Below are 26,963 nucleotides of genomic sequence, written 5' to 3'. Positions count from 1 at the left end.
CCCACCGGCCCGCCGGCATCCGCTCGGTCCGCGAGGGCGTTACGCGTCGACCTTCTCCATGATCTCGTCGCTGACGTCGAAGTTGGCGAAGACGTTCTGCACGTCGTCGCTGTCCTCGAGCGCGTCGATCAGCTTGAAGATCTTCTTCGCGCCCTCCTCGTCGAGCTCGACCTGCATGGTCGGGACGAAGTTGGCCTCGGCGGAGTCGTAGTCGATGCCGGCCTCCTGGAGGGCGGTGCGCACCGCGACCAGGTCGGTGGCCTCGCTGAGCACCTCGAAGGACTCACCGAGGTCGTTGACCTCCTCGGCGCCGGCGTCCAGGACGGCACCGAGGACGTCGTCCTCGGTCAGCTCGCCCTTGGGGACGATCACGACGCCCTTGCGGTTGAACAGGTACGACACCGAGCCCGGGTCGGCCATGTTCCCGCCGTTGCGGGTCATGGCGACGCGGACGTCGGAGGCGGCGCGGTTGCGGTTGTCGGTGAGGCACTCGATGAGCACCGCGACGCCGTTCGGGCCGTAGCCCTCGTACATGATCGTCTCGTAGTCGGCGCCACCGGCCTCGAGACCGCCACCGCGCTTGATCGCGGAGTCGATGTTCTTGTTCGGGACCGAACTCTTCTTGGCCTTCTGGACGGCGTCATAGAGCGTCGGGTTGCCGTCGAGGTCGACGCCGCCCATGCGTGCCGCGACCTCGATGTTCTTGATCAGCTTCGCGAAGAGCTTGCCGCGCTTGGCATCGATCACGGCCTTCTTGTGCTTCGTCGTGGCCCATTTAGAGTGGCCGGACATCTGCCTGTCTCCTTCGCGTAACCCGTCTATGAACGAACGCCAGAGATCCTACAAGGACTCGGCCGCCCGGGTGGCGCGCACCATGTCGACGAAGAGGCCGTGCACCCGGTGGTCGCCGGTCAGTTCAGGGTGGAACGACGTGGCGAGCGCGTTGCCCTGGCGGACCGCGACGATGTGGCCGTCGTGCTCGGCGAGCACCTCGGCCTCGGCGCCGACGGACTCCACCCAGGGGGCGCGGATGAAGACGCCCTCCACAGGATCGCCCGGGATGCCCGTCACGTCGAGGGCCGCCTCGAAGGACTCGTTCTGGCGTCCGAAGGCGTTGCGGCGCACGATCATGTCGATGCCGCCGATGGTCTCCTGGCCCGAGCGCGGGTCGAGGATCTTGTCGGCGAGCATGATCATGCCGGCGCAGGTGCCGTAGACGGGCAGTCCGGCACGCACGCGTGCGCGCAGCGGCTCCATGACGCCGAACAGGACGGCGAGCTTGGAGATGGTGGTGGACTCGCCGCCGGGGATGACCAGGCCGTCGATGTCGTCGAGCTCTTCGGGGCGCCGCACCGGCCTGGCCACGGCGTCGGCCGCGGCCAGGGCGATGAGGTGCTCCCGTACGTCGCCCTGGAGTGCGAGCACTCCGACCACGGGAGCGGTCATCACCAGCCCCGGTTGGCGTAGCGCTCGGCCTCGGGCAGGGTGTCGCAGTTGATGCCGACCATGGCCTCGCCGAGGTTGCGGGAGGCGTCCGCGATGATCTTCGGGTCGTCGTAGAAGGTGGTGGCCTTCACGATGGCGGCGGCACGCTTGGCGGGGTCGCCGGACTTGAAGATGCCGGAGCCGACGAACACGCCCTCGGCGCCGAGCTGGCGCATCAGCGCGGCGTCGGCGGGGGTGGCGACGCCACCGGCGGAGAACAGCACGACCGGGAGCTTGCCGAGCTCGGAGACTTCCTTGACCAGCTCGTAGGGGGCGCGCAGCTCCTTGGCGGCGGCGTAGAGCTCGTTGTTGTCGAAGCCGCGCAGCTTGGCGATCTCGTTCTTGATCTGGCGCAGGTGGCGGACGGCCTCGACGACGTTGCCGGTGCCGGCCTCGCCCTTGGAGCGGATCATGGCCGCGCCCTCGGCGATGCGGCGCAGGGCCTCGCCCAGGTTGGTGGCACCGCAGACGAAGGGGGTGGTGAACGCCCACTTGTCGGAGTGGTTGACCTCGTCGGCCGGGGTGAGGACCTCGGACTCGTCGATGTAGTCCACGCCGAGGGACTGCAGCACCTGGGCCTCGACGAAGTGGCCGATGCGGGACTTGGCCATCACCGGGATGGAGACCGCGTCGATGATGCCCTCGATCATGTCCGGGTCGGACATACGGGCCACGCCGCCGTCCTTGCGGATGTCGGCCGGGACCCGCTCCAGGGCCATGACGGCGACGGCGCCCGCGTCCTCGGCGATCTTCGCCTGCTCCGGCGTGACGACGTCCATGATCACGCCGCCCTTGAGCTGCTCGGCCATGCCGCGCTTCACTCGCGCGGTACCGGTTGCGGGAGCCTGGTTCTCGGTGATGGACACGGGTTGACCTCACATATGTGAAAAGAGGGTTGCTACCCCACCGAGGAAACGCGATTGGGCCAGGCCACAGCAAGGGCCAATGGCCAGGCGGTGGATCCTTTTCGCGTACGGCGGGGTCAGGCGGCCCGGTCGGTCAGCGCCGACGGGGGCTCGTCGTCCATCTCGAAGGCCAGCGGGAACGGCGCGTGGCCGGCCAGCCGGAACCAGCGGACCTTGCGGTGCCGGCGCAGCGCCCGGGCGGCGCGTACCGCGTCGTTGTGGAAGCGGCGGGCCATCGGCACCCTGCGCACCGCCTCGGTCAGTTCGCGGGCGGCCTCCTCTCCCCCGGGCGCCTGGCGGACCCCCTCGACCTGCGGGGCCTCGGCGAACACGGCCCGCAGCGCCTGGCTGAGGTCGCTCTCGGCGACCTCCCGGTGCTCCTCCTCGGCCTGCCGGGCGGCGTGGGCGGCCTCGTAGAGGACGATCGAGGCGGCCGGGTCGAGCACCCCGGAGGTGGCGAGTTCCTGGGCGACCGAGGCCCGCCTGAGCAGCTGCGCGTCGAGCCCGGCACGGGTCGCGTCGATCCGGGCGTGCAGCCGGTCCAGACGGCCGGCGGTCCAGCTCAGGTACAGGCCGAACGCGACGAGGGCGACGAGGATCCAGATGAGGGTTGCGGTCACGGGCGGCAAGGTTACCGAGGTGCGGCCGGCACGCTACGAGCGCCTGGGCGAGCGGGCCGGGGCCCGGGGAGCCGGTCGCGGTGCGACGCTCCGGCCGGGAAGGCGCGTACCGCCGCCGTGAACCCCGCGCACAACGGCACGCCGAGCCGCCACGCTGCCACCACGAGCTCACGCACGCGTGCCGCCGTTCCGGCCCCCGCGCGCGGCCCTCAGTCCCGCGCCAGCCCCAGCCGTGCCCGCAGCCCGGGTGTCCGGTCCGTGCGCTCGTCCGTTGCCACTGCCGTCGTTCCGTCGGTCACCGTCTCGTACACCGACAGGATGTCCGCGCCGACCGTCGACCAGTCGAACCGCCGGACATGGGCGCTGCCCCGCTCGCGCAGTTCCGCACGCCGGGCCGGGTCCTCCAGCAGCCGTACCGCCGCCTCGGCGAGCGCGTCGGCGTTCTCGTTGGCGAACAGTTCGCCCGCGGCTCCCCGGTCCAGGACCTGCGCGAAGGCGTCCAGGTCCGAGGCGAGCACCGGCGCCCCCGCCGACATCGCCTCGACCAGGACGATCCCGAAGCTCTCGCCGCCGGTGTTGGGGGCGACGTACAGGTCGACACTGCGCAGGAAGCGTGCCTTGTCCTCGTCGCTGACCATGCCGAGGAACTCCACCCGCGAGCGCAGCTCCTCGGGCAGGTCCTCCACCGCCTCCTCCGCGTCGCCGCGCCCGGCGACCAGCAGCCGGGCCTGCGGCCGGGCGGCGAGGATCCGCGGCAGCGCCTTCATCAGCACCGGCAGGCCCTTGCGGGGTTCGTCGATCCGGCCGATGAAGCCGATCGTGTCGCCCTGCCACTCCGGCTTGGGCTCGGCCTTGGCGAAGAAGTCGACGTCGACGCCGTTGGGGATGACGACCGCGTCCCCGCCCAGGTGCTCGACCAGCGTGCGGCGGGCGTACTCGCTCACCGCGATCCGCGCGCTGATCTTCTCCAGGGCGGCCTGCAGGATCGAGTACGCGGCGATCATGGCCTTGGAGCGCGGGTTGGAGGTGTGGAAGGTCGCGACCAGCGGGCCCTGCGCGGCCCAGCAGGTGAGCAGCCCGAGGGACGGCGAGGACGGCTCGTGGATGTGCACGACGTCGAACGCGCCGTCGTGCAGCCACCGGCGCACCCGCGCGGCCGACAGGAAGCCGAAGTTCAGCCGGGCGACCGAGCCGTTGTACGGCACCGGGACGGCGCGGCCGGCCGAGACGACGTACGGCGGCAGCGGGGTGTCGTCGTCGGAGGGGGCGAGCACGGACACCTCGTGGCCGAGGCGGATGAAGTACTCGGCCAGGTCCCGGATGTGGAACTGGACGCCGCCCGGCACGTCCCAGGAGTACGGGCAGACGATGCCGATCCTCACGACGGGTCCTTCGCGGGGTCGAGATCGGCCACCCACAACCGCTGCAGCATGTGCCAGTCCTCCGGATGCTCGGCGATCCCCGTGGCGAAGGCGTCGGCCAGCGCCTGTGTCATGACAGACGTCTTCTCGGTCCGGGTACCTGTCTCGGGCACCTCGACCGGGGGATGCACCCGGCCCAGCATCATGCGCGCGTCGTCGTACCAGAGCGTCACCGGAAGCAGCACCGCGCCGGTGTGCAGGGCGAGCAGCGCGGGTCCGGCCGGCATCCGGGCCGTCTCGCCGAAGAACTTGACCTCCACGCCGGAGGCGGACAGGTCCCGGTCGGCCACCAGGCAGACCACGCCGCCGTCGCGCAGCCGCCGGGCCAGCGTGCCGAACGCGGAGCCGCCGCTGTGCGGCAGCACCTCCATGCCGAGGCCCTCGCGGTAGGCGACGAACCGGTCGTAGAGGGTCTCCGGCTTCAGGCGCTCGGCGACCGTCGTGAACGGCATCTTCAGCGCGGTGGTCAGCCACGCACCGGCCAGGTCCCAGTTGCCGAGGTGCGGCAGGGCAAGGACGACGCCCTTGCCGGCCGCCAGGCCCTCGTCCAGCCGGTGCAGGTCCCTGATCTCGAGCCCGGCCACGACGCGTTCCGCGCTCCAGGCCGGGAGCCGGAAGGACTCGATCCAGTAGCGCAGGTACGAGCGCATGCCCGCGCGGGAGAGCTCGGCGAGGCGCTGCGGGCTCGCGTCGGGCACCACGCGCGCGAGGTTGCTCTCCAGGCGCAGCACGCCCGCGCCGCGCCGCTTCCACGCGACGTCCGCGATCGTCCGGCCGAGCCGCACCGCGACCGGCTCGGGCAGCTTCTTGACGGTGCTCCAGCCCAGGCCGTACAGCGCGTCCGTCAGTCGTTCCCGGGCGCTCATTTCGCGGCCTCGCTCCCCTGCGCGGTGCTCCCCTGCTCGGGGCCGGACCGTGCGGCCGCCTCGTCCGCCCGGTCCGCCTCGGCGGATTCCCGGCGCACGGTGACGACCCGCTGGATCAGCGTGACCAGGCTTCCCACGGCGACGATCCACAGCGCGACGGGCAGCAGGTACTGGATACCGGGCACCCCGAAGGCGTGCAGGCCCGCGAGTCCGGCCGCGACCAGGGAGATCACCAGCCGCTCGGCCCGCTCGATCAGACCGTTCACGGCGACCGGCAGCCCGATCGACTCGCCCCGGGCCTTGGTGTACGACACCACCTGGCCGCTCGCCAGACAGAAGATCGAGACCGCGCACAGCACGAGGTCGTCGCCGCCCCCGGCGTACCAGAGCGCGAATCCGCCGAAGACCGCGCCGTCGGCGACCCGGTCGAGCGTGGAGTCCAGGAAGGCGCCCCAGCGGCTGGAGCGGCCCAGCTGGCGGGCCATGTTGCCGTCGACGAGGTCGGAGAACACGAAGAGCGTGATCACGACCGTGCCCCAGAAGAACTCGCCCTGCGGGTAGAACACCAGCGCGCCCGCCATCACGCCGGCGGTGCCGATCAGCGTGACCGTGTCGGGGCTGACGCCCCGCCGGATCAGAAACGCGGCGAACGGTGTGAGGACACGCGTGAAGAATGCACGCGCGTACTTGTTCAGCATGGCCTTCCCGAGGTTCGGTGTGGCCGCGCGGCCCCTGCTGGCCACCGGCTGGCCCATCGTAGCCACGCGCGCGTGCGGGCGGCGGCCGGGCGCCGGTTCGCGGGACGGGCGGGAGCGGCGGGCGCGATCACGTCCGTCGTATGGACGCACCGTGACGGGAGTGGAAAGCTCGAAGAACCGCGGGCGTCACCGCAGCCGCCACCGCACGCGGAGTCGCACGTCCGCGCCCACAGAAGACCTCACCGTGTACGGGAGGCAAGGCCATGGGCGACAAGGCGAACGCACACCCCGGAGCCGCCGGCAGGGCAACAGCGGCCGACCATCCCACGTCCGTACGGAATGTGGTGCTGGTCGGCCACTCCGGATCGGGCAAGACGACGTTGGTGGAAGCTCTCGCGCTCACCGCGGGAGCAGTGAACCGGGCGGGCCGCGTGGAGGACGGCGGCACCGTTTCCGACTACGACGACATCGAGCACCGCCAGCAGCGGTCGGTACAGCTCTCCCTGGTGCCCGTCGAATGGGACGGCATCAAGGTCAATCTTCTGGACACCCCCGGATACGCCGACTTCGTCGGGGAACTCAGGGCCGGTCTGCGAGCGGCGGACGCGGCCCTCTTCGTCGCCTCGGCCTCCGACGGCGTGGACGGCTCGACCCGCATGGTGTGGGAGGAGTGCGCGGCGGTCGGCATGCCGCGCGCCATCGTGATCACGCACCTGGAGTCCGCGCGCGCGGACTACGAGGAGATGACGCGGATCTGCGCGGACGCCTTCGGCGCCGACGACCCCGACGCCGTGCTCCCGCTCTACCTGCCGCTGCACGGACCCCCGGCGCCGGACGGGCACGCGCCCGTGACCGGCCTGATCGGGCTGCTGTCGCAGAAGCTGTTCGACTACTCCTCCGGACAGCGCACGGAGTCCGAACCCGGGCAGGACCTGCTGCCGCGGATCGAGGAGGCCCGCAACCGGCTCATCGAGGGGATCATCGCCGAGAGCGAGGACGAGACCCTCATGGACCGCTATCTCGGCGGCGAGCAGGTCGACGTCAAGACGCTCGTCCAGGACCTGGAGCGGGCCGTCGCGCGCGGTGTCTTCTTCCCCGTCCTGGCCGCCGCCCCCGCCGCCGAGGGCGCCCGGCAGGGCCTCGGCACCGTCGAGCTGCTGGAGCTGGTCACCGGCGGCTTCCCGACCCCGCTGGAGCGCGAGGCTCCCCGGGTGACCACGGTCGACGGCAGGCCGCGCGAGCTGAAGCCGTGCGATCCGTCCGGGCCGCTGGTCGCGGAGGTGGTGAAGACGGCGTCGGACCCCTACGTCGGCCGCGTCTCGCTCGTCCGCGTCTTCTCCGGCACCCTGCGCCCCGACGAGACGGTCCACGTCTCGGGGCACGGCCTCGCCGACCGCGGGCACGAGGATCACGACGTCGACGAACGGATCGGCGCGCTGTCCCGGCCGTTCGGCAAGCAGCAGCGGGCGCTGACCCACTGCATCGCCGGCGACCTCGCGTGCGTGGCGAAACTGAACCGCGCGGAGACCGGCGACACCCTCTCCGCCAAGGACGACCCGCTGCTGATGGAACCGTGGGAGATGCCCGACCCGCTGCTGCCGCTGGCCATCCAGGCGCACAGCAAGGCGGACGAGGACAAGCTCTCCCAGGGCCTGGCCCGGCTGGTCGCCGAGGACCCCACCATGCGTCTGGAGCAGAACCAGGACACCCACCAGGTGGTCCTGTGGTGCCTCGGCGAGGCCCACGCCGACGTGGCCCTGGAGCGGCTGCGCAGCCGCTACGGCGTCCAGGTCGACGTCGTACCGCACCAGGTCTCCCTGCGGGAGACGTTCGCCGACAAGTCGGCCGGGCGCGGGCGGCATGTGAAGCAGTCCGGCGGGCACGGGCAGTACGCCATCTGCGAGATCGAGGTGGAACCGCTGCCCGGCGGCTCGGGCATCGAGTTCGTGGACAAGGTGGTCGGCGGGGCCGTGCCGCGGCAGTTCATCCCCTCCGTCGAGAAGGGCGTGCGCGCCCAGGCGGCCAAGGGCGTCGCGGCCGGCCATCCGCTCATCGACGTCCGGATCACCCTCCTCGACGGCAAGGCGCACTCGGTGGACTCCTCCGACGCCGCCTTCCAGACGGCCGGGGCGCTGGCGCTGCGGGAGGCCGCGGCCGACGCGAAGATCCACCTCCTGGAGCCGGTCGCGGAGGTGAGTGTGCTGGTCGGCGACGAGTACGTGGGCGCCGTGATGAGCGACCTCTCGGGTCGGCGCGGCCGGGTGCTCGGCACCGAGCAGACCGCGGGCAGCCGCACCCTGGTCCGCGCCGAGGTGCCGGAGATCGAGATCGGCCGGTACGCCGTCGACCTGCGCTCCCTCTCGCACGGCACCGCCCGCTTCAGCCGCTCCTACGCGCGGCACGAGCCGATGCCGCCGCAGGTCGCCGAAAGGGTCCGCGAACAGACCCGCGATTCCGCGTAGTCGGTCCCGGGCACAAGCCGGGTGGGGTCAACGGGCCCCATCCGGAAGGTCTTTGTGGAACGCTCCCCTCCGCGTCGGCGGGCGGCTTCGGCCGTCCGCCGACGAACTGTCGGTGGCTGCGGATACCCTGATGACCTGATCAACAGGTGTGCCGGGCAAGGAAGTCGGGAAAGCCGCACAACGACAGTGGGCGGCGATCGGGGGCGGGAATGACCGTTGACAGCGGTTACGGGGACATCTTCGGTCCCCAGGTGCCGCGCACGGGCGACGAGGGGCAGACGGCGACGTTCGCGCTGGCCTCGGCGGCCTACCGCGACACCGGCGTCGAGCAGATCCTGGACGCCAACAGCGAATGGCACCAGTCGGCCGTGAAGGCGGGCAGGATCAAGCTGTTCCGGCCGAATCTCGGCGAGGCCTTCTCCCGCGCGGTCGTCGACCGCATGATCGGCCCCGGCCGCAAACCCCTCATCCAGTCCTTCGGCGCCGAGCCGCAGGTCGTCGTCGAGCACTGCCTGGCGGCCAACAACATCCGCAAGGAGCGCGACAACCGCCTGACCGTCGTGATGGTCCTGTGCGGCGTCCTGTTCCTGCCCGGACTGCTCGCCTGGCTGCTCGTCTTCCAGCTGCGCACCAGCATGGCCAGGCGCGAGGACCGGCGGGTCGGCGCCCTCGCCACCGTGCTGCTCGTCGCCGTCGGCGCCCTCGCCGTGCTCTTCCTGGTCAAGATGCCGTTCACCGGCTTCTGGGGCTGGTACGCGCGCGCGTCGCTCGTCCTGCCCGTCGTCGGCTGGTACCTGGCCAAGCAGATCTGCGAGCGCACGGCCGCGGACCTGCGCGAGCGCTGGGACGGCCTGCTGGCCGGCAGCAGTGTCGGCGCCAAGGTCCCCGAGGCCGTCCCGAGCAGCCCCGGCGAGAACGCGGCCGAGCAGCTCCGCCAGTCCCTGGCCAAGCTCAGCGCCGAGCAGCGCTCCAACTCCGTCTTCTACGCCGGCCCCAAGGGCATCCTCGGCATGGGCACCCGCTGGGGCAGCTGGCAGCTCGCCGAGGATCTCGTCGCCGCCGACCCCACCCGCGAGATCCACCCCTTCCGCAGCTGGGACGTCATACGGTCCATCCACGACCAGCTGAAGATGCTGGCGCGCGGCCCGCTGAACACCGGCGGCTTCCCGACCCCGTCCATACGGCACTGGGTCGTCACGCCGATCGGCGAGAACGCCAAGGCGGTGGCCCGGCCCGGCGGCACCGACGTCGAGGCCTACCAGGTCAAGCAGCACGCGATACAGGAGATCTGCAACAAGCAGCAGTTCGGCGCGGGCGACCGGCACTACCTGGGCGTGCAGTGGACGCTGTGGGACGGGCAGCTGGTGATCACCATGCTGATCACGGTCACCGTGCTGCACGAGACGCTGCGCATCGAGGTCACCGGCCACGCGCTCGGCCCGGTGCACCCCTTGTTCACCTCGAAGTCCGAGGCCCCCACCAGGGAGGTCAGCAAGTCCCTCAAGCCCTGGGAGACCCGGACGATCAAGCTGCCGCTGGTCAACGCCGACGAGGTGGTACGCCTCGCCGCCCGGGCCCCGCTCGGCTGGTACCCGCCGCTGCTGAACTGGCTCGGCGGCAGCCTGGTCCTGCCCGAGCCGTTCGGCCTGCGGCACGCCTGGGCCGACAAGCCGTGGCGGCACCGCTTCATGGCCGACGACGCCCTGCGGGCGGCCACTCCGGTGCTGCGCGTGGTGCACGCGGCGGCGATCAAGGTGCTGGAGGAGAACGGCGTGAACACCGAGAAGTTCGGCGCACGCTCCGCGTTCCTCAGTACGGCCGTGCAGGACCCCGCGCCCCGGAAGGCGGACGTGTACGACGCGTGACGGCAGCGGGCGCCGGTCCCCCGGACGGCGCCCGTCCTCGCGTCATACGGCCGGCCAGGCCTCCGCCAGCATCTTCCGGGTGTCCGCCAGCAGCTGCGGCAGCACCTTGGTGTGCCCCACCACCGGCATGAAGTTCGTGTCGCCTCCCCAGCGCGGCACGATGTGCTGGTGGAGATGGGCCGCGATCCCGGCGCCGGCGACCGTGCCCTGGTTCATGCCGATGTTGAAGCCGTGCGCCCCGGACGCGGTGCGCAGAGCCGTCATCGCCTGCTTGGTCAGAGCCGCCAGCTCGACGGTCTCCGGCTCGGTGAGATCGGTGTAGTCCGCGACATGGCGGTAGGGCACGACCATCAGGTGGCCGCCGTTGTACGGGTACAGGTTCAGCACCGCGTAGACCTGCTCACCGCGCCGGACGACGAGGCCGTCCTCGTCGGATTTGGCCGGAATCGAGCAGAAGGGACATCCGTCGTCGGCCCCGGGGCCGGTCGGCTTGTTCTCGCCCTGGATGTAGGCCATCCGATGGGGTGTCCACAGACGCTGGAACGCGTCCTGCGTCCCCACTCCCCACTGCTGCTCCGGCTCACTCGTCATGCCATGCAGCATATGGCGTCGCCCGTTCGAGCCGTGTCGCCGGGGCGCGCGGAAGGGCGGCCCGGGCGAAGCTGGGCCCGTGTACGAAGACGACCGCCGGGGCCGCTGGGAGCAGCTCACCGAGGTGCCGCTCGCACTGGCGTCCGTCGCCTTCCTCATCGCCTACGCGGTCCGCGTCCTGGCCACCGGTCTCTCCGGGGTCGGACAGGATCTGACCCTGGCGGTGATGCTGGGCGCCTGGACGCTGTTCGTCGTGGACTACGCGGTCCGCTGGCGCCTCGGCGGGCAGGGGCTGCGCTTCGTACGGGCGAACTGGCTGGACGCGCTGGTGGTGCTGCTGCCGCTGCTGCGTCCGCTGCGGATCGTTCGGCTGTACGAGGCGGTCCAGCGCCGCCACGGACAGCCCCGGCTCTCGCTGTACGCGCGCGTGATCACCTATGCCGGGGTGTCCGCCGTGCTGCTCGGCTTCGCGGGCGCCCTGGCGGTGTACCAGCGGGAGCGCGGGGCGCCGGGCACGTCCATGCACACCTTCGGGGACGCCGTCTGGTGGACCTGCGCCACGCTCACCACGGTCGGCTACGGCGACGTCGTGCCCGTCACCTTCTGGGGCCGGCTGATCGCCGTCGGCATGATGGCCGGCGGCCTGGCCCTGCTCGGCGCGGTCACCGGCTCGTTCTCGTCCTGGCTGATCCAGGTGTTCTCCCGGGAGGACGACGAAAGGCCCCCGGGGAGCTGAACTCCCCGGGGGCCTTCGAGCACCGGATCAGACCTGCGTCCGCTCCTCGACGACCTTCGCGATCTTCGCGAGGGCCTCCTCGAACGGGATGCCGTTCTCCTGCGAGCCGTCGCGGTAGCGGAACGACACCGTGCCGCCGTTCATGTCGTCGTCACCCACGATGATCATGAACGGCACCTTCTGCTTCTGCGCCGTCCTGATCTTCTTCTGCATGCGGTCGGACGAGGAGTCCACCTCGACCCGCAGCCCCTTGCGCTTCGCCTCCGCGGCGAACTTCTCCAGGTACTCGACGTGCGCGTCGCCCACCGGGATGCCGATCGCCTGCACCGGCGCCAGCCACGCCGGGAAGGCACCCGCGTAGTGCTCCAGCAGCACCGCGAAGAACCGCTCGATGGAGCCGAACAGCGCGCGGTGGATCATGACCGGGCGCTGCTTGGAGCCGTCGGGGCCGGTGTACTCCAGGTCGAAGCGCTCGGGCAGGTTGAAGTCGAGCTGGATCGTCGACATCTGCCAGGTACGGCCGATGGCGTCCTTGGTCTGGACGGAGATCTTCGGGCCGTAGAAGGCGGCGCCGCCCGGGTCCGGGACCAGCGGCAGGCCCTGCTTCTCGGCGACCTCGCGCAGCGTCTCGGTCGCCTCCTCCCACACCTCGTCGGAGCCGACGAACTTCTCCGGGTCCTTGGTCGACAGCTCCAGGTAGAAGTCGGTCAGACCGTAGTCCCGCAGCAGCCCGAGCACGAAGGTGAGCGTCTTGTCGAGCTCCTCCGACATCTGCTCGCGGGTGCAGTAGATGTGCGCGTCGTCCTGCGTGAAGCCACGCGCCCGGGTGAGGCCGTGCACGACGCCCGACTTCTCGTACCGGTACACCGTCCCGAACTCGAAGAGGCGCAGCGGCAGTTCACGGTACGAGCGGCCGCGCGCGTCGAAGATCAGGTTGTGCATGGGGCAGTTCATGGGCTTGAGGTAGTAGTCCACGCCCTCGTCGAGCTGCATGGGCGGGTACATGCCGTCGGCGTACCAGTCCAGGTGCCCGGACGTCTCGAAGAGCTTCCCCTTGGTGGCGTGCGGGGTGTAGACGAACTCGTAGCCCTCTTCCTCGTGCCGGCGGCGCGAGTAGTCCTCCATCACGCGGCGGACGATGCCGCCCTTGGGGTGGAAGACGGCGAGGCCGGAACCGATCTGCTCCGGGATGGAGAACAGGTCCAGCTCGCTGCCCAGCTTGCGGTGGTCGCGCTTCTCGGCCTCGGCGAGGAAGTCCAGGTAGCCCTTGAGCTCGTCCTTGGACGGCCAGGCGGTGCCGTAGATGCGCTGGAGCATCGGGTTCTTCTCGCTGCCGCGCCAGTAGGCGGCGGCGTTGCGCATCAGCTTGAACGCCGGGATCAGGCGGGTCGAGGGCAGGTGCGGACCGCGGCACAGGTCCTTCCAGCACAGCTCGCCGGTCTTGGCGTCCAGGTTGTCGTAGATCGTCAGCTCGCCGGCGCCGACCTCGACGTCCGCGCCGTCGTCGGAGGAGGCGGCGCCCTTGAGGCCGATCAGCTCCAGCTTGTAGGGCTCGTTCGCGAGCTCCTCACGGGCGGCCTCGTCGGTCACCACGCGGCGGGCGAACTTCTGCCCGCGCTTCTGGATCTCCTGCATCTTCTTCTCGATGGCCTTGAGATCCTCGGGCGTGAACGGCTTCTCGACGTCGAAGTCGTAGTAGAAGCCGTCCTTGACCGGCGGTCCGATGCCGAGCTTGGCCTCGGGGAACAGCTCCTGCACGGCCTGCGCCAGGACGTGCGCGGTGGAGTGGCGCAGGATGTTCAGGCCGTCCTCGGAGGAGATCTCGACGCCCTCGACCTCCTCGCCGTCGGCCAGGGCGTACGACAGGTCCCTGAGCTCGCCGCCCACCCGCGCGGCGATGATCGAGCGCTCGCCTGCGAAGAGCTCGGCGGCCGTAGTGCCCGTCGTCACCACGCGCTCTTCCCGCTCGGAATCGCGTTGGATGATCACACGGACGTCTGACACCGGTCTCTCCTGACTGAAGGGGGGCTGCGGCGCCATACCGGGAGCGCACGCATGACGGGATCGTACCGACCCGCACCCGCCCAGGGCGAAATCAATCCCCTCCGCAGGCTTCCTCGAAGAAGTCGAGATTCTCCTGGAGCGACTTCATCAGCCGGTCCCGCTCCGCCTCGTCGACCTGCACGGGTACGACGCTGGAGACGCCGGTGAGCTTGCGGAAGCCGCCCCGGCTCTCCAGCCGCCCGTGCACCCGCACCGGCAGCCCGACGAGGTGGGCGTGGCCGGCGATCCGGTAGGACTCCTCGTCCAGGGTCAGCCGAACGTGCGGGATCTCCGCCCCGGCCAGCACGCGCAGCCGTACCGCCCCCTCGCCGCGCGGCCCCGACCGGCGCATCCGGACCACGGCGCCGGTGACGCGCACCGCCACGGACGGCTCCGCGCGCAGATAGCGGGCCCCGGCCTCGCGCAGCACCGGCAGGTCGCCCGGGGAGAACTCGACGGCCTCGGCACCGGCCGCGCAGCCGTCGGGGACCCCGGCGGCGGGCGCCCAGTCGACGGCGACGCGCGCGCCCTCGGTGCCGCGGACGAGGGCGATCAGGGCCTCGGTGAGCTCGCGGCTGACGCCGGCCTCGACGGCGCCGTCGAAGGCGTCCATGCCGCCGGTGGCCCGCCGGTAGTCGATGGCCTCGCGGGCGGCGTACAGCGCCTGGTGCAGGCGCACGGCGAGCGGGCGGCCGGTGCCGACGGGCACGAAGGCGGTCAGGCTCCGGCCGCCGGCCGGGGAACCGACCAGGACGTTCTCCAGCATCGCGGCGGCCGGGCGGCGATGCCGGGCGCCGTGGTAGCCGGCACGCGCGCGGGTGGCGAGGGCGGCGGCGAGGAGCGTCTGCCGGGCGGCGGTGCGCAACTGCTCCTCGACGGTCCAGGGCGTGGTGCCGGCGGGGCCCGTGGGGACGTCCCGCCACCAGCGGATCTCGTCGCTGGGCACGGCGAGGCAGACCAGCACCTCGTGGGCGGAGGGGGTGCCACTGCGGGCGAGGGCGACGAGCGCCTCGCCGAGCAGGTCGTCGCTGTCGGGGAAGGCGCGGGACTCGGGGACGAGCAGGCTGGTCCCGGCGCCGCCCGGTCCGGGCGGGGTCCAGCGGCCGTAGCGTCCGGGGGCGCCGCCGCGGCGCTGCCAGCCGTGCCGGCGCAGCAGGGCGCTGAGGACGGCGGGGTCGACCTGGCCGGGCTCGGGGGGTTGGTGCCGGCCGACAGGGCCGGCCGGGTGCGGCCGGACCGGTCGCAGGGGTTCCTCGGTGGGGCGGTGCGTCATGGTCTGCCTCCCGTCCCGACCCGCGTCATGATCTCGCACAGCGCACGGTCGTCGAAGATGCGTGGGGTCGGGATCCGCACGGTGGTCCGGGTGCGGCCGGTGACCGGCTGCCCGGCGAGGTTGACCCAGTAGCAGCAGTGCCTGAGGTCGAGCCGGTCGTGGCTGGCGCGCAGCCAGTCGTCCTGGGAGCGCGGGACGAGCATCACGACAAGGATCTTGTGCACGGAGACCGGGGTGCGGGCGAGCTTGCGCAGGTGGTCGTTGTCCAGCGTGAAGGAGAAGGTGCGGCCCGGAGGGCCGGGCGGGATCTGGTAGGTGGCCTTCAGCTGCACCTTGATGGTGACCTCGTCGTCGACCGTGTGCCCGGGTGCGCTGTGGCTGACGTGCCAGTCGATGCCGTTGTCCGGGAACGGCTGCGACAGCGAGCACCCCGCGGCCGCCGCGACCGCGTGCAGATAGCCCACCTGCAACGTCTCCATGCAGGCGGTGGTGGCGAGTGTGCCGCGATGAGGGCCCGTGCGCTCGGGCAGCAGCCCGCCCCGCTCGGGCTGCGCTATCGCCATGACGAACAGCCTTCCACGCCAGGTGAATCCCCGTGGCGGGCCGCTGAACTGCAAGGACCCGCACTCCTGTTGTGTCCTTCCGGCGTACGGCGCAAACAGCCCGGGTATCACCGAAACGGGCAGAGGACGGGACGTCATCTGCCGTGGGCTGGCGAGGAGTTGTGGATATGGCGAGCTGGTATGAGGGCCCGCTGGCGGCATTCGACACGGAGACGACAGGCGTACACGTCGAAACCGACCGGATCGTGTCGGCGGCGATCGTGGTCCAGGACACCCCGGGCGCCCGGCCGCGGGTGACCCGGTGGCTGGTGAACCCGGGTGTGCCGGTGCCGGAGGCGGCGACGGCGGTGCACGGGCTGACGGAGGAGCATCTGCAGCGCAACGGCCGCTGGCCCGCGCCGGTGATGCACGAGATAGCCGAGAGACTGGCGGAACAGGCCCTCGCGGGCCGCCCGCTGGTGGTGATGAACGCGCCGTTCGATCTGACGATCCTCGATCGTGAGCTGCGCCGCCATCGGGCGTCGTCCCTGGACCACTGGTTCGAGAGGGCCCCGCTGCTGGTGCTCGATCCGAGGGTCCTGGACAAGCATCTGGACCGCTACCGCAAGGGCCGGCGCACGCTCACCGACCTGTGCGCGCACTACGGGGTCGCCCTGGACGGCGCGCATGACGCGGGCGCGGACGCGCTGGCCGCGCTGGAGGTCGTACGGGCGGTGGGGCGCCGTTTCGCGGCGCGGCTCGAGCCGTTCTCGCCCGCCCAACTGCACATGTCGCAGGCGGTGTGGCACGCGGCGCAGGCGCGGGGACTCCAGGCGTGGTTCGCGCGCAGCGGCACGGAAGAAGCGGTGGACCCGGCCTGGCCACTGCGTCCGGATCTTCCGGCGGCGGCATGAGAAAGGCCGGTCCGTACGGACCGGCCTTCTTTCCCGGTGGGCGATACTGGGTTCGAACCAGTGACCTCTTCGGTGTGAACGAAGCGCTCTCCCACTGAGCTAATCGCCCGGGAACGCACTGAACCATACAGGCCTTCGCGGGTTTCCTTCAAACCGCTTCCAAGTGCGCGGCCAGGCCCCGCCGCCCGGCCCGCATCATCAGCCAGTGGTTGGCGCGGAAGACGGGCCGTCCGGGCACGGCCAGTGCGCGCATCAGCGGCTTGCGCACGTCGACGACCTGCTCGTAGCGGGCCAGGCTGCCGGTGCCGTCCGGGGTGACGGTCCAGCACGCCCAGCCCTCCAGGTCACCGGAGAGGGCGATCTCCAGCACCCCGGCCGCCGGATCGCGCCGCGCCTCCCGCGCGGTGAAGGTCAGGTCGTACGGCAGCACCGAGCGGATGCGGACCACGCCGCTGGTGTCGTCGAGCCGGGTCACCTCGCGCACCTGGGGCCACCAGCGGGGGTAGTCGTCGGCGCGCTCCAGGGCGTCGTAGACGGCGGCGGGCGGCGCGGACAGGGGCCACAGGCTGCGGAATCGGTAATGGGACCAGTCCATGGGCCGAGTGTGGCACCGGAACTGAGTAGGTTCTGAGTACGCGCACTCATGTCGTACGGCGTGACGGGGACCACACTCCACACCATGACGCACATCCCGTCCCCCGCCGAGGAGCTGCGGTTCCTCGACGCCGAGCTGCGGCAACTGGACGCACGGCGTTCCCAGTTGCTGGCCCGCCGCGGCTGGCTGGTCGCCACCCTGGAGGCGGCCCGCCCGGCGCCGGCCTTCGCACCGCCGCGCCCCGAGGCATCGCCGCCGCGGGTGCAGAACGTGCTCCTGCTGCTCGGCGGCACCCTGCTCACCATCGCCGCGATGGCGTTCACGCTGGTCGGCTGGGGGCACCTGGGCATCGCCGGCCGCTCCGCGGTGCTCGGCGCGATCACCGTGGCGGCGCTCGCGGCCCCGCTGCCGCTGCTGGCCCGCGGGCTGCGCTCGACGGCGGAGGCGGTGGCGGGGCTCGGTCTGGCGCTGACGGTGCTGGACGCCTACGCGCTGCACGAGGTCGCGCTGGGCGAGGTGGACGGGGTCGGCTACACGGCGGTCGCGGCGGCGGTGCTCGCGGTGCTCTGGACGGCGTACGGTCTGCTGCCGCGGACGGCGCAGTTGCGGCTGCCGCTGCCCGCCGCGCTGGCCGCGGCCCAACTGCCGTTGCTGTGGTGGGTGCCGGCGGCGGACGGCGGGCCCTACGGGCTGGCCGCGGCGCTGCTGGTCACCGCCGGCTTCGACACGGCTGTGGCGCTCCGGGTGCCCGCCCGTTCCGTACGGATCGTCGCCGCGGTGGGCGCGTACGGGCTGGGCGCCGGGGGCGTGCTGACGGCCGGGGGTCTGTCCTGGACGGCCACCGGTCCGAGCGCCGCCGCCCGTGCGGCGGCGCTCCTCCTCCTCGCGGCGCTGATCGCCCTGACGGCGGCCCGGCGCACGGCCGCGGTGGCCGCGCCCCTCGGCGGTCTCCTCCTGGTCGCGGCTCTGGGCGGCATCCCGCGCGCGGTGCTGCCGGAGGTGTGGACAGTTCCGGTGCATCTGGCGTGCGGCGTGGCCCTGTTGGCGGCGGTACGCGTGCAGCGGCTGCCCGAGCCGGTGCGCCGGGGCCTCGGCCAGGCGTCCGCGGCGGTCCAGGCGCTCGCCGTCCTGTGGGCGGCACCGCTCGTCGCCGTCACCCTGCTCGGCCCGCTCGCCTGGATCGACCGCCCCTGGTCCGGGGCGCCGTCGGACATCCGGGCCGCGGTGACGGCCCAGGTGCCGTGGCCCGCGCAGTCGGAGACGGCTCCGCTGGTCCTGGCCGCCGTCGCCGCGGTACTGGCGCTCTCGGCCCGCCCCGGGGCGAGGACGGCGGCGCTGGTGCTGGGCGGGGCCACGGCGCTCGTGCTGCCGCCGGTGCTGCAACTGCCCTACGAGGCAGGCCTGTTGGCGGCACTCACAGTGGTGGCCCTCGCCCTGGTCCCGGCAGCGCCGACGGCCACGTGCCTCGCCGTGGCCGCCTCCCTGCACGCGGCCTCCCTGGCCCTGGCCGCGCAGTCCGCGACCCTGACCGTCCTCACCGCACTGACGCTTCTCTTCGCGGCGGCCTCCCGGCGCCGCGCTCTCGTCGCGGCACCGGCGGCCCTCGCCTGGGCCACCGCGCTGGCCTGCGCGATCGGCGCCGCCGCCGGCTGGGCCCCGCAGCACACCGCGCTGCTGGTCCTGACAGTCCCGGTGGCCGCCGCCCTGCTCGCCTCCCGCGCCGCCGAGGCGGCACTCCCCGTCGAGGTGACGGGTGCCGCCGCGGGCCTGCTCGCCATCGCGCTGACGATCGCCGACCCGCCGTCGCTCGCCCTGGTCCTCGCCCTGTGCGCAGTGATCACCGCGGCCACGGCGCTCCGCCCGGACCGCCGCCGAGTCGGCTACGCGTCCGCCGCCCTCTTCGTGCTGGCCGCCTGGGTCCGCCTGGCGGCCTGGGAGGTCGACGCCCCGGAGGCCTACACGCTCCCGGTGACGATCCCGGCCCTGCTCGTGGGCGCCCTGCGCAGGCGCCGCGAGCCGGGGACCTCGTCCTGGACGGCGTACGGCCCGGGCCTGGCCGCGACCCTGCTGCCGAGCCTGGTCGCGGCCTGGGCCGACCCGCACTGGACGCGCCCCCTCCTGCTGGGCCTGGCGGCCCTGTCGCTCACCCTGCTGGGCGGCGGCCACCAGCTGCAGGCACCGCTCCTGCTGGGCGGCGCGACCCTGCTCCTGGACGCCCTCCACGAGCTGGCCCCCTACCTGATCCAGGTGGCGGGCGCCCTCCCCCGCTGGGCCGCCCCGGCCCTCGCCGGCCTCCTGCTGCTCGCCCTGGGTGCGACGTACGAGCAACGCATCAGGGACGTCCGGCGGGTGCAGGGGATCCTGGGGAGGATGACCTGACCCGCACGGGTGCGGGGAACCGCGCGTCCGGCCCCCACCGGCCCGTGGTTCCCCGCCGCCGTCACGGCATCCTGTGCCCGAGGAGCGCCAGGTTCTCGATGGCGGCGAGCCCGTACAGGGCGGTGTCGTTCGTGGACACCCAGGCGGCCTCGCTGCCCGGCACCAACGCCATCGGCCCGCTCAGTTCCACGGTCTTCCAGGGCGCCGACTCCTTGTACCCGTCGGAGTTGTAGAACTTCTCCCACGCCCGCTTGGCCAGCTTCTCGTCCCCGGTTTTGACGGCCGCGTAGGCATCGAGCCGCGAGTGCCCCTGGAAGAGCAGCAGGTTCCCGAAGTTGGAGCCGTAGCGCGCCGCCTGCTCGGCCTTGGTGGCGTTGAAGTAGCGGCAGTAGTCGAAGTACGCCTCGTTGAACTCGGGCATGTCGACGAGGTCGATGAGCTCGGCGCACAGCTCGTTGAGCCCGAACACGGCGGACAGATGCGACACCCCCACCACCGGCTTCTCGGCGACGGCGAAGCGGCCGGTGTCCAGGTCGTAGAGCCCGGTGCCCTGCACGAAGCCGTTGGGCTGCGCGGCGATGGTCTCCATGGTCGACAGCACCCGCGCCCTGGCCTTCTCCCACTTGGGCCCCTTGCGCTCCCACTCGGTCAGCCAGGCGGAGACCAGTCCGCTCCAGTCCGTGCCGAAGCCGATCGACAGCGCGTGCCGGTCGGGCGTGTACGGCTCGGTGCGGATCTTGCGGATCGGGTCGAGGACGAGGAACGTCTCGTCGGAGTCGACGTTGGCGTGCATGAGGTCTCCGACGCGCTCGTCGCCGGTGAGGAAGTAGTAGTAGCGGCGGTACGTGGTGTTGGCGATGCGCTGCTGCTTGGCGCTGTCGGCGTAGTGCTGGACGCCGTGCCGGGTGCCGAGCCCCGCCCACTGGCCCAGGTGGTAGACGTCGACCTCGCCGGTGTGCCGGGTCATCGCCTCGGCGAAGCGGAAGATGTCGGCGCGGCCGGAGCGCAGGTAGGCGAACCAGAGCCACAGGTCCGGCGACAGCTCGGAGTTGTCCCAGGCGTAGCCGCCGATGTCGTACCGCCACTGGTGCCGGACGGTGTCGTAGGTGTGCATGATGTCGCCGTAGTCCCAGAAGCCGTACCACCGCCGCATCTCCACCTGGTCCCGGTAGTAGGTGAAGAGGAAGTCGAGGTGGTCCTCGATCCTGGCCTTGGCGGGGGTGGAGCGGTCGGGCTCGGAGTACAGGCCGGGGCCGAAGACGCCGGCCTTGATGAGCTGCCGGGGCGGCGCGGCGAGCTGCGGCAGCACCCGTACCGCCTCGGTCTGCCGGGCCAGCTCGTCCGCCGACGGCGTCGACTCATTGGCCCAGAAGAGGAGTTCGGAGGTGCGGGCGATGCCGTAGGGGGTGCCGAAGCCGGGTTCGTAGTCCTCGTAGGTGATGTTGAGGCCTTCGAGCTGTTCGGGGAAGGTGTCCTGGCCCATGCCGTCGTGGTAGAAGCGCAGGTCCATCGGCTGGGCCTCGGGCGACCAGAGCCAGAGGGTGACCTCCGCCTCGTCGGTGTGGGCGTCGCGGATGTCGAGCTGGGCGGGGAACTTCTCCCAGAAGTCCCGCAGACCGAAGGAGAATCCGCCGCTGACGCCGCCGACGTAGCCGAAGCCGTTCGCGCGGCGCCCGCCGCCGGCGCCGATCCAGCCGTGGCCCTTCTTGGTCCGCTTGCGCACGGTGAAGCCGTCGGCGGAGAGCTGGGAGAGGGTGTAGTCGCCCCACTCGGGGATGTACTGCAGGCGGGTGGTGACGCGCTGGTCCCAGGTGGCCGGGTCGGGCAGCTTCCGGCCCTCGAACTGGGCCGCCTGGACGGCAGCCCCGGGGTCGCGGCGCAGTCCGGTGATGCCCTTGACGGCCTCGCGGAGCATGCCGGTGCCCTCGCCGCCGATGCGGATGTGCCGGTCGTAGGACGGGTCGCGCAGGGGGACGGTGAAGCGCACGCCGAGGCCGCGGATGAAGTCGCCGCTCGCCTTTCCGGGCTCCTGGGTGCCGTCGAAGGTGAGGGTGTGCACCATGCGGAAGGAGTCGGCGCCCGCGTAGAAGTACAGCCGGATCGAGAAGGGCAGCCAACTGCGGCTGCCCTTGCGGTGCTTGCCGTCGATGCGGACGACCGCCCGAACCGGTCCCTCCTGTTCGACCTCGACCTCGGCGATGGCGCCGTCGAAGCGCTCGGTCCTCACCTGGCCCTGGTCCTCGTCCTCGATCTCGGGCTGGCGGATGAGGACGAGTCTGCCGTTCCTGGCGATCTCGGTGGAGCCGCGGGTGACGGACTTGATCAGCGTGGTGCCGGACGTGCCGATCCTCGCGGTGATGACACCGGTCGATATGTCGATGGTGCCGCCGCTCTTGTCGACGGTGACCTTCTTCGCGGGGGCTGCGGGCTCGCCTGCGGCGAGGGTGAGCTTGCCCGTGCCGCCCGAACTCACCGCGTGGGCGGTCCACTTGAGGGAGCCGTCGGGCCAGTGGGCGAGCGGCCAGGTCTGTACGGGCACGGCCTTGCCGTCCGCGTCCGTCAGCGCGAAGGTCTGGTCCTCCTGGAAGGCGCCCTTCGGCCAGGGCACGCCGAGGGTCGAGCCGGGGGCGGCGCCGAGGCCGCCGTCCTCCAGCCAGTCCAGGGTCACGGGGTCGTCGTCACCGGCCGCGGCTCGGGGCGCGGCCTGCGCGTCCTTGGCCCCGAGTGCCCAGCTGAACTGCGCGGCGGCGCCGGCGGCGGCGGCCGCTTTGAGGAGGGACCTGCGAGGGATGGGAGACATGACCGTTCCTTCCGTGCGGGTGGGATGGGCAGGGGCATGACAGATGGAGGTACGGCGCCCAGGGGGCACCGACCTGTGCGGGGTCAGCGGTGTCGGTACCGCTGCTCCACGGCGACGGCCGCCGCCGCGACGGCCCCGACGACGGGGACCGCGAGCGGTGCGACGAACGCGGCGGACAGGGCCACCACGGCGAGCCCGGCGATGATCAGAAAGGATCCGGCGGGGTCGAGCACGGTGCGGCGTCCGGCGTCCGCGAGCAGCGCCCGCCAGGTGAGGCCGGGGGCCCAGACGGCCGTCGCCCGCAGCAGGGCCACGGCGAGACCGATCAGCGCGAACAGTCCGACGGCCCCGACGAGGGGTCCGCCGGGAAGCCCCGCCCGCGCGGCCTGGACGTCCACCCAGACCGCGGCGGCCACCGCCCAGCCGGCCAGCCCGACGGCCCACCCCGCGCGCAGGGCCGCCCGGAAGTCCGCGGCGAACTCCCTTAGGCCGCCGGCCTCGTGGCGGGCACGACGCCGCAGATGCCGGGCACCGGCGGCGAAGGCCGCGGGGTAGGTGACCACCCCGAGGCAGGCCACGGCGATCCACACGCCGGTGAGCAGCGTCTCGGCGAAGAGCGCGAAGCGCTCGCCGAACAGGGACTCCCTGCGCGCCTTCGTGCGGGCCCGGGCCATGGTCACCCCTTCAGTCCGGACGTCGCCATGCCGTCGATCAGATACCGCTGGAAGGCCATGAAGAAGGCGATGACCGGCACCAGCGCCACCAGCGACATCGCGATCATGCTGCCGTAGTTGGAGATGCCCTCCTGGTCGCGGAACATCATCAGGCCGAGCGAGACGGTGTACTTCTCAGGGGTGTTGAGGTAGATCAGCGGCCCCATGAAGTCGTTCCAGGCGTTGATGAAGGTGAAGATGGCGCTGGTGATGATGGCGGGGCGGCTCAGCGGCAGCACGATGGACCAGTAGGTCCGCAGGTGCCCGCAGCCGTCGAGCTTGGCGGCCTCGTCCAGCTCGCGCGGCAGGCCGCGCATGAACTGCACCATCAGGAAGACGAAGAACGCCTCCGTGGCCAGGAACTTGCCCGCGACGAGCGGCACCAGGGTGTCGACGAGTTCGAGGTTGCGGAAGAGCACGTACTGCGGGATGAGCAGCACGTGGTACGGCAGCAGCAGGGTGCCGATCATCAGCGTGAACAGCAGGTTCCGCCCGGCGAACCCGATCTTGGCGAAGGCGTACGCGGTCAGCGAGCTGGACACCACGACACCGACCACGGCGAGGCCCGCGTACATCAGCGAGTTCCAGAAGAAGCTGCTGATGGAGATGCCTGAGATGCCGTCCGCGAGCCCGGAGAAGTTCGCCCAGACCGGCTCGGTGGGCAGCAGGTCGAGGCTGGCGATGATGTCCTTGCTCGGCTTGAACGAGGCACCGACGACCCAGATCACGGGATACAGCACGACCGCGAGGACGAGCAGCGCGCCCACGTGCCAGGCGAGCGATCCGGCGCGCCGCCGCTCGTTGGCGGTGCGCGCGGCGGGGCTGGTGGCGGTGGTCACTTGGCGGCCTCCTCGTAGTGCACCCACTTCTTCTGCGACCAGAACAGGACCGCCGTGACCAGCGCCACCGCGACCACCAGAGTCCAGGCCATCGCGGAGGCGAAGCCCATCTGGGCCTCCTTGAAGCCCTTCTGGTAGAGGTAGCAGGTGTAGACGAGGGTGGCGTCGGCGGGCCCGCACCGGGTGTCGGAGACGACGTAGGCGGAGCCGAACACCTGGAACGCGTGGATGGACTCCAGCAGGACGTTGAAGAACAGCACCGGCGAGATCATCGGCAGGGTGATGTTCCAGAACCGGCGCAGTGGACCGGCCCCGTCCACCTCGGCGGCCTCGTACAGCTCCCGCGGGACCTGCTTGAGGCCCGCCAGGAAGATGACCATCGGCGCGCCGAACTGCCAGATGCTCAGGGCCACCAAGGCGTAGATGACGTAGTCGGGGTTGCCGATCCAGCCGCCCACGTCCAGCCCGAAGATCTTCTGCGTGCGGTCCACGACCGCGTCGTCCGAGAACAGCGCCCGCCACACGAAGCCCACGGAGACGCTGGCGCCGATGAGCGAGGGCATGTAGAACGCGGCCCGATACAGGCCCTGTCCGCGTCGGCTCTGGGCGAGCAGCAGGGCGACGCCGAGGGCGAGCAGCAGCTTCAGCGGGGTGGCGACGACGACGTACTTCAGGGTGACCTCGACCGACTTCTGCCAGCGCGGGTCCTGGAACATCGTCGTGAAGTTGTCGAGCCCCACCCACTGGGGCGGCGTGAACAGGTTGTAGCTGGTGAACGCGTAGTACAGCGACGCGATCATCGGCCCTGCCGTGAGCAGCAGGAAGCCCGCGATCCACGGCGACATGAAGAGATAGCCGGCGAGGTTCTCGCGGCGCCGCCCGCGCCACCCGGCGGGGGGTGCGGCGGGCCGCTTCCCGGCCGGGCGCACGGGCGCTTCCTTGACGAGCGTCATGGTGGTACGTCCCCTCAGCCCGCGAACGCGGCCTTGGCCTCGCTGAACAGCGCCTTGGCGGCGTCGGCCGGCTTGGTCTTGCCCTGGGCGACCTCACCGCCGAGCCGCAGGAACGCCGCCTCGATGACATCGGCGCCGGACGGGTGCGGGGTGATCTTCCCGAGTACGCCCGCCGCGGCGACCTCCTCCTCGTACGCCTTGACGCCCTTGTTGTTCTCGTCGGTGGGCGTGAACGCCTCGTACTGCTCGGTCGTGGGGAGGATGCCGCGGTCGTAGCCCATGATCTTGCCGACCTCGGGGTCGTGGACCATGAAGTCGATGAACCGGGCGACTTCCTTCGGGTGGTCGGTCCCGGAGAAGGCGCTGAGCATCAGGGAACCGAGGTACTGGCCGGTGTCCTTGCCGTCCGTGGTGGGGATCGGCGCCAGCCCGTAGTCCGACTCGCCCTCGCCCTCGTAGCGGATGGAGAAGTTGTCCCAGGTGAACTCGGACGCGGCGAGTCCCGCGGAGAGACCGGACTTGGGGGCGGCCTGCTCGATCTTCTTCGGGTCGGCGACCAGCCCGGACCGCACGCGCTTGTAGCCGTCCTCCCACCACTGCGTCAGATCGTCCTGGGTGAAGCCGAGATCGGAGTCGGTGAAGAAGGCCTTGCCGTTCTGACGCAGATACAGGTCGTAGAGGTACATGATGCCGAAGTAGCCGGTGTCGCCGGCGATCTTCAGCTTGTCCTGGACCGTCTGGAGCGCGTCGAAGTACTCGTCCCAGGTCCAGCCGAACTCCGCCTCGACGCCTGCCTTCTTGAAGGCCTTGAGGTCGATGACCAGCGCCATCGTGTTGGCGCCGACGGGGATGCCGAGCTGCTTGCCGTCGACCTGACCGTTCGCCAGAACGCCGTTGCGGAAGTTCTCCAGGCTCAGATTCCCGGCGTCCGCCTGGGCCTTGAGATCCATCAGAACGCCGCGCTTGTCGTACTTGCGCAGAAAGCCGACCGCATTCTGGAAAACGTCCGGCGGATTCCCGCCGGAGGCCTGCGTCTGGAACTTCTCCCAGAACGCCGCGTAGTCCGTGAATTCCGGCTTGATCTTGATCTTCGGGTACTTCTTCTCGAAGAGCGCGATCGACTTCTTGATGGCGATGGTGCGCGGCTCCCCACCCCACCAGGCGTAACGGAGCGTCACCGTCCCGTCGCCGGAACCGCTGTCGCCGCCGCACCCCGTCGTCGCCGCCAGACCCAGCGCGGCCGCCGAAGCACCGGCCGCCTTCAGGATCGTTCGCCTCTCAACATTCCTGCTGGTTCCCATGGTTGGGCCACCTCCCCGCAGCGTCATTGCCGCCTGCATGAATCGTTTCAAGTAAGCGCTTGCTGGCACAAGTTACGGAGGGCCCCGGGGTGCGTCAATGATTCGGACAGGAATTTCTTGCGGAGGCGGCGGGCAAGGTGGCCGCGCCCGGAGCCGGGAAGAGGCACGCCACGGGAGGTAGTCGCAGGTGGGGCGTTGCATGGTCGGCCCACCGAACGAAATGCGGGGCGCCGAACATCAGGCCCCTCCGACCGGAAGCCGTCACCGCGGACGAAAGGCCCCGCACCTTCCGGAACGCCGACGGCCCGTCTGCTGTGCAGCAGACGGGCCGTCGTCCCGGGTGGGCGATACTGGGTTCGAACCAGTGACCTCTTCGGTGTGAACGAAGCGCTCTCCCACTGAGCTAATCGCCCGGGCGCAGGAAGAACATTACCCCATGTCAGGGGGTGCCTGTGACCAGCACGAAGGCGGAACGGCCGGCCCCCGCGCCCCCTCCACGGATCACTGGTTCTTGATCTCCCAGGGCATCGCGAGACCGAACTTCCAGAGGTAGATCCCGCCCAGGACGGCCACGATCACGAGGCCGATCGTCGTCAGGATGATGTTGCGGCGGCGCACCTTCGGATCCAGGGCGCGCTGGGCGGCCTCGGTGACCTTGCGCTTGGTCCAGCGCAGCACCAGCTGGGCCCAGACGAACTCGGTCGCCCAGATCGCCATGCCGCCGAAGATCACCACCCAGCCGGGACCGGGCAGCGGCAGCATCACGATGCCGAGCCCCACGACCGCGAGGCCGATGATGAAGACGCCCACCTGCCAGCTCAGGTGCAGCAGACGGCGGGCCCTGACGAATTCCGGCGCTCTGGAGCCGAGCCCCTGCTCGCTGTGCGCCTCGTCCACGTCGGTCCTGTTCGATGCCATGGCCACCTCGCCAGGCTCGCTACTCCCCGTGTTCATACGGCCAA

General features: G+C 71.3%; 23 protein-coding genes and 2 tRNA genes. 5 read left to right on the top strand and 20 right to left on the bottom strand.

Annotation, left to right across the window (positions count from 1 at the left end; genetic code table 11):
- Positions 1 to 39 precede the first annotated feature (39 nt).
- The 7 genes from M8H82_RS29720 to pgsA all read right to left on the bottom strand — a co-directional run bounded on the left by M8H82_RS29720 (position 40) and on the right by pgsA (position 6,052).
- A complete protein-coding gene (locus M8H82_RS29720) occupies positions 40 to 792 on the bottom strand; it encodes a YebC/PmpR family DNA-binding transcriptional regulator (RefSeq protein ID WP_250078163.1) in 753 nt (250 codons plus the stop codon).
- Positions 793 to 840: 48 nt separating this feature from the next.
- Positions 841 to 1,446 carry a pyridoxal 5'-phosphate synthase glutaminase subunit PdxT gene (gene pdxT, locus M8H82_RS29715; protein WP_250078162.1) on the bottom strand — a complete coding sequence of 202 codons (606 nt, stop codon included), beginning with the start codon at positions 1,444 to 1,446 and terminating at the stop codon, positions 841 to 843.
- Entirely contained in the window at positions 1,446 to 2,351 is a 906-nt protein-coding gene (pdxS, locus tag M8H82_RS29710; protein ID WP_015661776.1) for a pyridoxal 5'-phosphate synthase lyase subunit PdxS, read from the bottom strand. The genes pdxT and pdxS overlap by 1 nt, the downstream gene beginning before the upstream one ends.
- Before the next feature lie 116 nt (positions 2,352 to 2,467).
- Positions 2,468 to 3,010, bottom strand: coding sequence for a hypothetical protein (locus M8H82_RS29705; protein ID WP_250078161.1), 543 nt, complete (start codon positions 3,008 to 3,010; stop codon positions 2,468 to 2,470).
- A 209-nt stretch (positions 3,011 to 3,219) separates the two neighbouring features.
- Positions 3,220 to 4,392, bottom strand: a complete 1,173-nt coding sequence (locus M8H82_RS29700; RefSeq protein ID WP_250078160.1) for a glycosyltransferase family 4 protein — start codon at positions 4,390 to 4,392, stop codon at positions 3,220 to 3,222.
- Complete coding sequence (locus tag M8H82_RS29695) at positions 4,389 to 5,297, bottom strand: phosphatidylinositol mannoside acyltransferase (RefSeq protein ID WP_250078159.1); 909 nt, start codon at positions 5,295 to 5,297, stop codon at positions 4,389 to 4,391. The genes M8H82_RS29700 and M8H82_RS29695 overlap by 4 nt, the downstream gene beginning before the upstream one ends.
- The gene (gene pgsA / locus M8H82_RS29690) at positions 5,294 to 6,052 is read right to left on the bottom strand and encodes a phosphatidylinositol phosphate synthase (RefSeq protein ID WP_250078165.1); all 759 of its coding nucleotides are present in this window, start codon (positions 6,050 to 6,052) and stop codon (positions 5,294 to 5,296) included. The genes M8H82_RS29695 and pgsA overlap by 4 nt, the downstream gene beginning before the upstream one ends.
- A gap of 206 nt (positions 6,053 to 6,258) precedes the next feature.
- Here pgsA and M8H82_RS29685 point away from each other — a divergent pair, with 206 nt between their 5' ends.
- Together M8H82_RS29685 and M8H82_RS29680 are read left to right on the top strand one after the other, a co-directional pair.
- Positions 6,259 to 8,457, top strand: coding sequence for an elongation factor G-like protein EF-G2 (locus M8H82_RS29685; protein ID WP_250078158.1), 2,199 nt, complete (start codon positions 6,259 to 6,261; stop codon positions 8,455 to 8,457).
- 209 nt (positions 8,458 to 8,666) lie between these two features.
- Complete coding sequence (locus M8H82_RS29680; protein ID WP_250078157.1) at positions 8,667 to 10,322, top strand: hypothetical protein; 1,656 nt, start codon at positions 8,667 to 8,669, stop codon at positions 10,320 to 10,322.
- A gap of 42 nt (positions 10,323 to 10,364) precedes the next feature.
- Here M8H82_RS29680 and M8H82_RS29675 read toward each other — a convergent pair whose 3' ends face one another.
- Complete coding sequence (locus M8H82_RS29675) at positions 10,365 to 10,925, bottom strand: HIT domain-containing protein (protein WP_250078156.1); 561 nt, start codon at positions 10,923 to 10,925, stop codon at positions 10,365 to 10,367.
- Positions 10,926 to 10,992: 67 nt separating this feature from the next.
- On the opposite strand from M8H82_RS29675, the gene M8H82_RS29670 reads away from it, so the two are divergent.
- Positions 10,993 to 11,649 (top strand): potassium channel family protein, encoded by a 657-nt coding sequence (locus tag M8H82_RS29670; protein ID WP_250078155.1) that lies wholly within the window; start codon positions 10,993 to 10,995, stop codon positions 11,647 to 11,649.
- 27 nt (positions 11,650 to 11,676) lie between these two features.
- Here M8H82_RS29670 and thrS read toward each other — a convergent pair whose 3' ends face one another.
- The 3 genes from thrS to M8H82_RS29655 all read right to left on the bottom strand — a co-directional run bounded on the left by thrS (position 11,677) and on the right by M8H82_RS29655 (position 15,528).
- Positions 11,677 to 13,653, bottom strand: a complete 1,977-nt coding sequence (thrS, locus tag M8H82_RS29665; RefSeq protein WP_250078154.1) for a threonine--tRNA ligase — start codon at positions 13,651 to 13,653, stop codon at positions 11,677 to 11,679.
- 91 nt (positions 13,654 to 13,744) lie between these two features.
- Positions 13,745 to 14,965 (bottom strand): hypothetical protein, encoded by a 1,221-nt coding sequence (locus M8H82_RS29660; RefSeq protein WP_250078153.1) that lies wholly within the window; start codon positions 14,963 to 14,965, stop codon positions 13,745 to 13,747.
- A complete protein-coding gene (locus M8H82_RS29655) occupies positions 14,962 to 15,528 on the bottom strand; it encodes a DUF4365 domain-containing protein (protein WP_250078152.1) in 567 nt (188 codons plus the stop codon). The genes M8H82_RS29660 and M8H82_RS29655 overlap by 4 nt, the downstream gene beginning before the upstream one ends.
- Positions 15,529 to 15,695: 167 nt before the next feature.
- Here M8H82_RS29655 and M8H82_RS29650 point away from each other — a divergent pair, with 167 nt between their 5' ends.
- Positions 15,696 to 16,421 carry a 3'-5' exonuclease gene (locus M8H82_RS29650; RefSeq protein ID WP_250078151.1) on the top strand — a complete coding sequence of 242 codons (726 nt, stop codon included), beginning with the start codon at positions 15,696 to 15,698 and terminating at the stop codon, positions 16,419 to 16,421.
- Positions 16,422 to 16,458: 37 nt separating this feature from the next.
- Here M8H82_RS29650 and M8H82_RS29645 read toward each other — a convergent pair.
- Both M8H82_RS29645 and M8H82_RS29640 read right to left on the bottom strand, forming a co-directional pair.
- A tRNA-Val gene (locus M8H82_RS29645) sits at positions 16,459 to 16,530 on the bottom strand.
- 39 nt (positions 16,531 to 16,569) lie between these two features.
- Complete coding sequence (locus M8H82_RS29640; protein ID WP_250078150.1) at positions 16,570 to 17,016, bottom strand: SRPBCC family protein; 447 nt, start codon at positions 17,014 to 17,016, stop codon at positions 16,570 to 16,572.
- Between the two features lie 84 nt (positions 17,017 to 17,100).
- Here M8H82_RS29640 and M8H82_RS29635 point away from each other — a divergent pair, with 84 nt between their 5' ends.
- Positions 17,101 to 19,395: an SCO7613 C-terminal domain-containing membrane protein gene (locus tag M8H82_RS29635; protein WP_250078149.1), complete on the top strand. Its 2,295-nt coding sequence runs from the start codon at positions 17,101 to 17,103 to the stop codon at positions 19,393 to 19,395.
- 61 nt (positions 19,396 to 19,456) lie between these two features.
- Here the strand turns inward: M8H82_RS29635 and M8H82_RS29630 are convergent, their stop codons facing one another.
- The 7 genes from M8H82_RS29630 to M8H82_RS29600 form a co-directional block, all read right to left on the bottom strand.
- On the bottom strand, positions 19,457 to 22,195 hold the full coding sequence (locus M8H82_RS29630) for a Tat pathway signal sequence domain protein (RefSeq protein ID WP_250078148.1): 2,739 nt from the start codon (positions 22,193 to 22,195) through the stop codon (positions 19,457 to 19,459).
- Between the two features lie 83 nt (positions 22,196 to 22,278).
- Complete coding sequence (locus M8H82_RS29625; protein WP_250078147.1) at positions 22,279 to 22,869, bottom strand: hypothetical protein; 591 nt, start codon at positions 22,867 to 22,869, stop codon at positions 22,279 to 22,281.
- 2 nt (positions 22,870 to 22,871) lie between these two features.
- Positions 22,872 to 23,747, bottom strand: a complete 876-nt coding sequence (locus M8H82_RS29620; RefSeq protein ID WP_250078146.1) for a carbohydrate ABC transporter permease — start codon at positions 23,745 to 23,747, stop codon at positions 22,872 to 22,874.
- A complete protein-coding gene (locus tag M8H82_RS29615) occupies positions 23,744 to 24,700 on the bottom strand; it encodes a carbohydrate ABC transporter permease (protein ID WP_250078145.1) in 957 nt (318 codons plus the stop codon). Before M8H82_RS29615 ends, M8H82_RS29620 begins: the two co-directional genes overlap by 4 nt.
- 14 nt (positions 24,701 to 24,714) lie before the next feature.
- Positions 24,715 to 26,001, bottom strand: coding sequence for an ABC transporter substrate-binding protein (locus M8H82_RS29610; RefSeq protein ID WP_250078144.1), 1,287 nt, complete (start codon positions 25,999 to 26,001; stop codon positions 24,715 to 24,717).
- 341 nt (positions 26,002 to 26,342) lie between these two features.
- Positions 26,343 to 26,414, bottom strand: a tRNA-Val gene (locus M8H82_RS29605).
- 88 nt (positions 26,415 to 26,502) lie between these two features.
- Positions 26,503 to 26,955 (bottom strand): TIGR02611 family protein, encoded by a 453-nt coding sequence (locus tag M8H82_RS29600; RefSeq protein WP_250078143.1) that lies wholly within the window; start codon positions 26,953 to 26,955, stop codon positions 26,503 to 26,505.
- Positions 26,956 to 26,963 lie beyond the last annotated feature (8 nt).

Source organism: Streptomyces sp. YS415, assembly GCF_023544665.1.
Lineage (GTDB): Bacteria > Actinomycetota > Actinomycetes > Streptomycetales > Streptomycetaceae > Streptomyces.
This window is presented reverse-complemented; position numbering and strand designations above follow the sequence as displayed.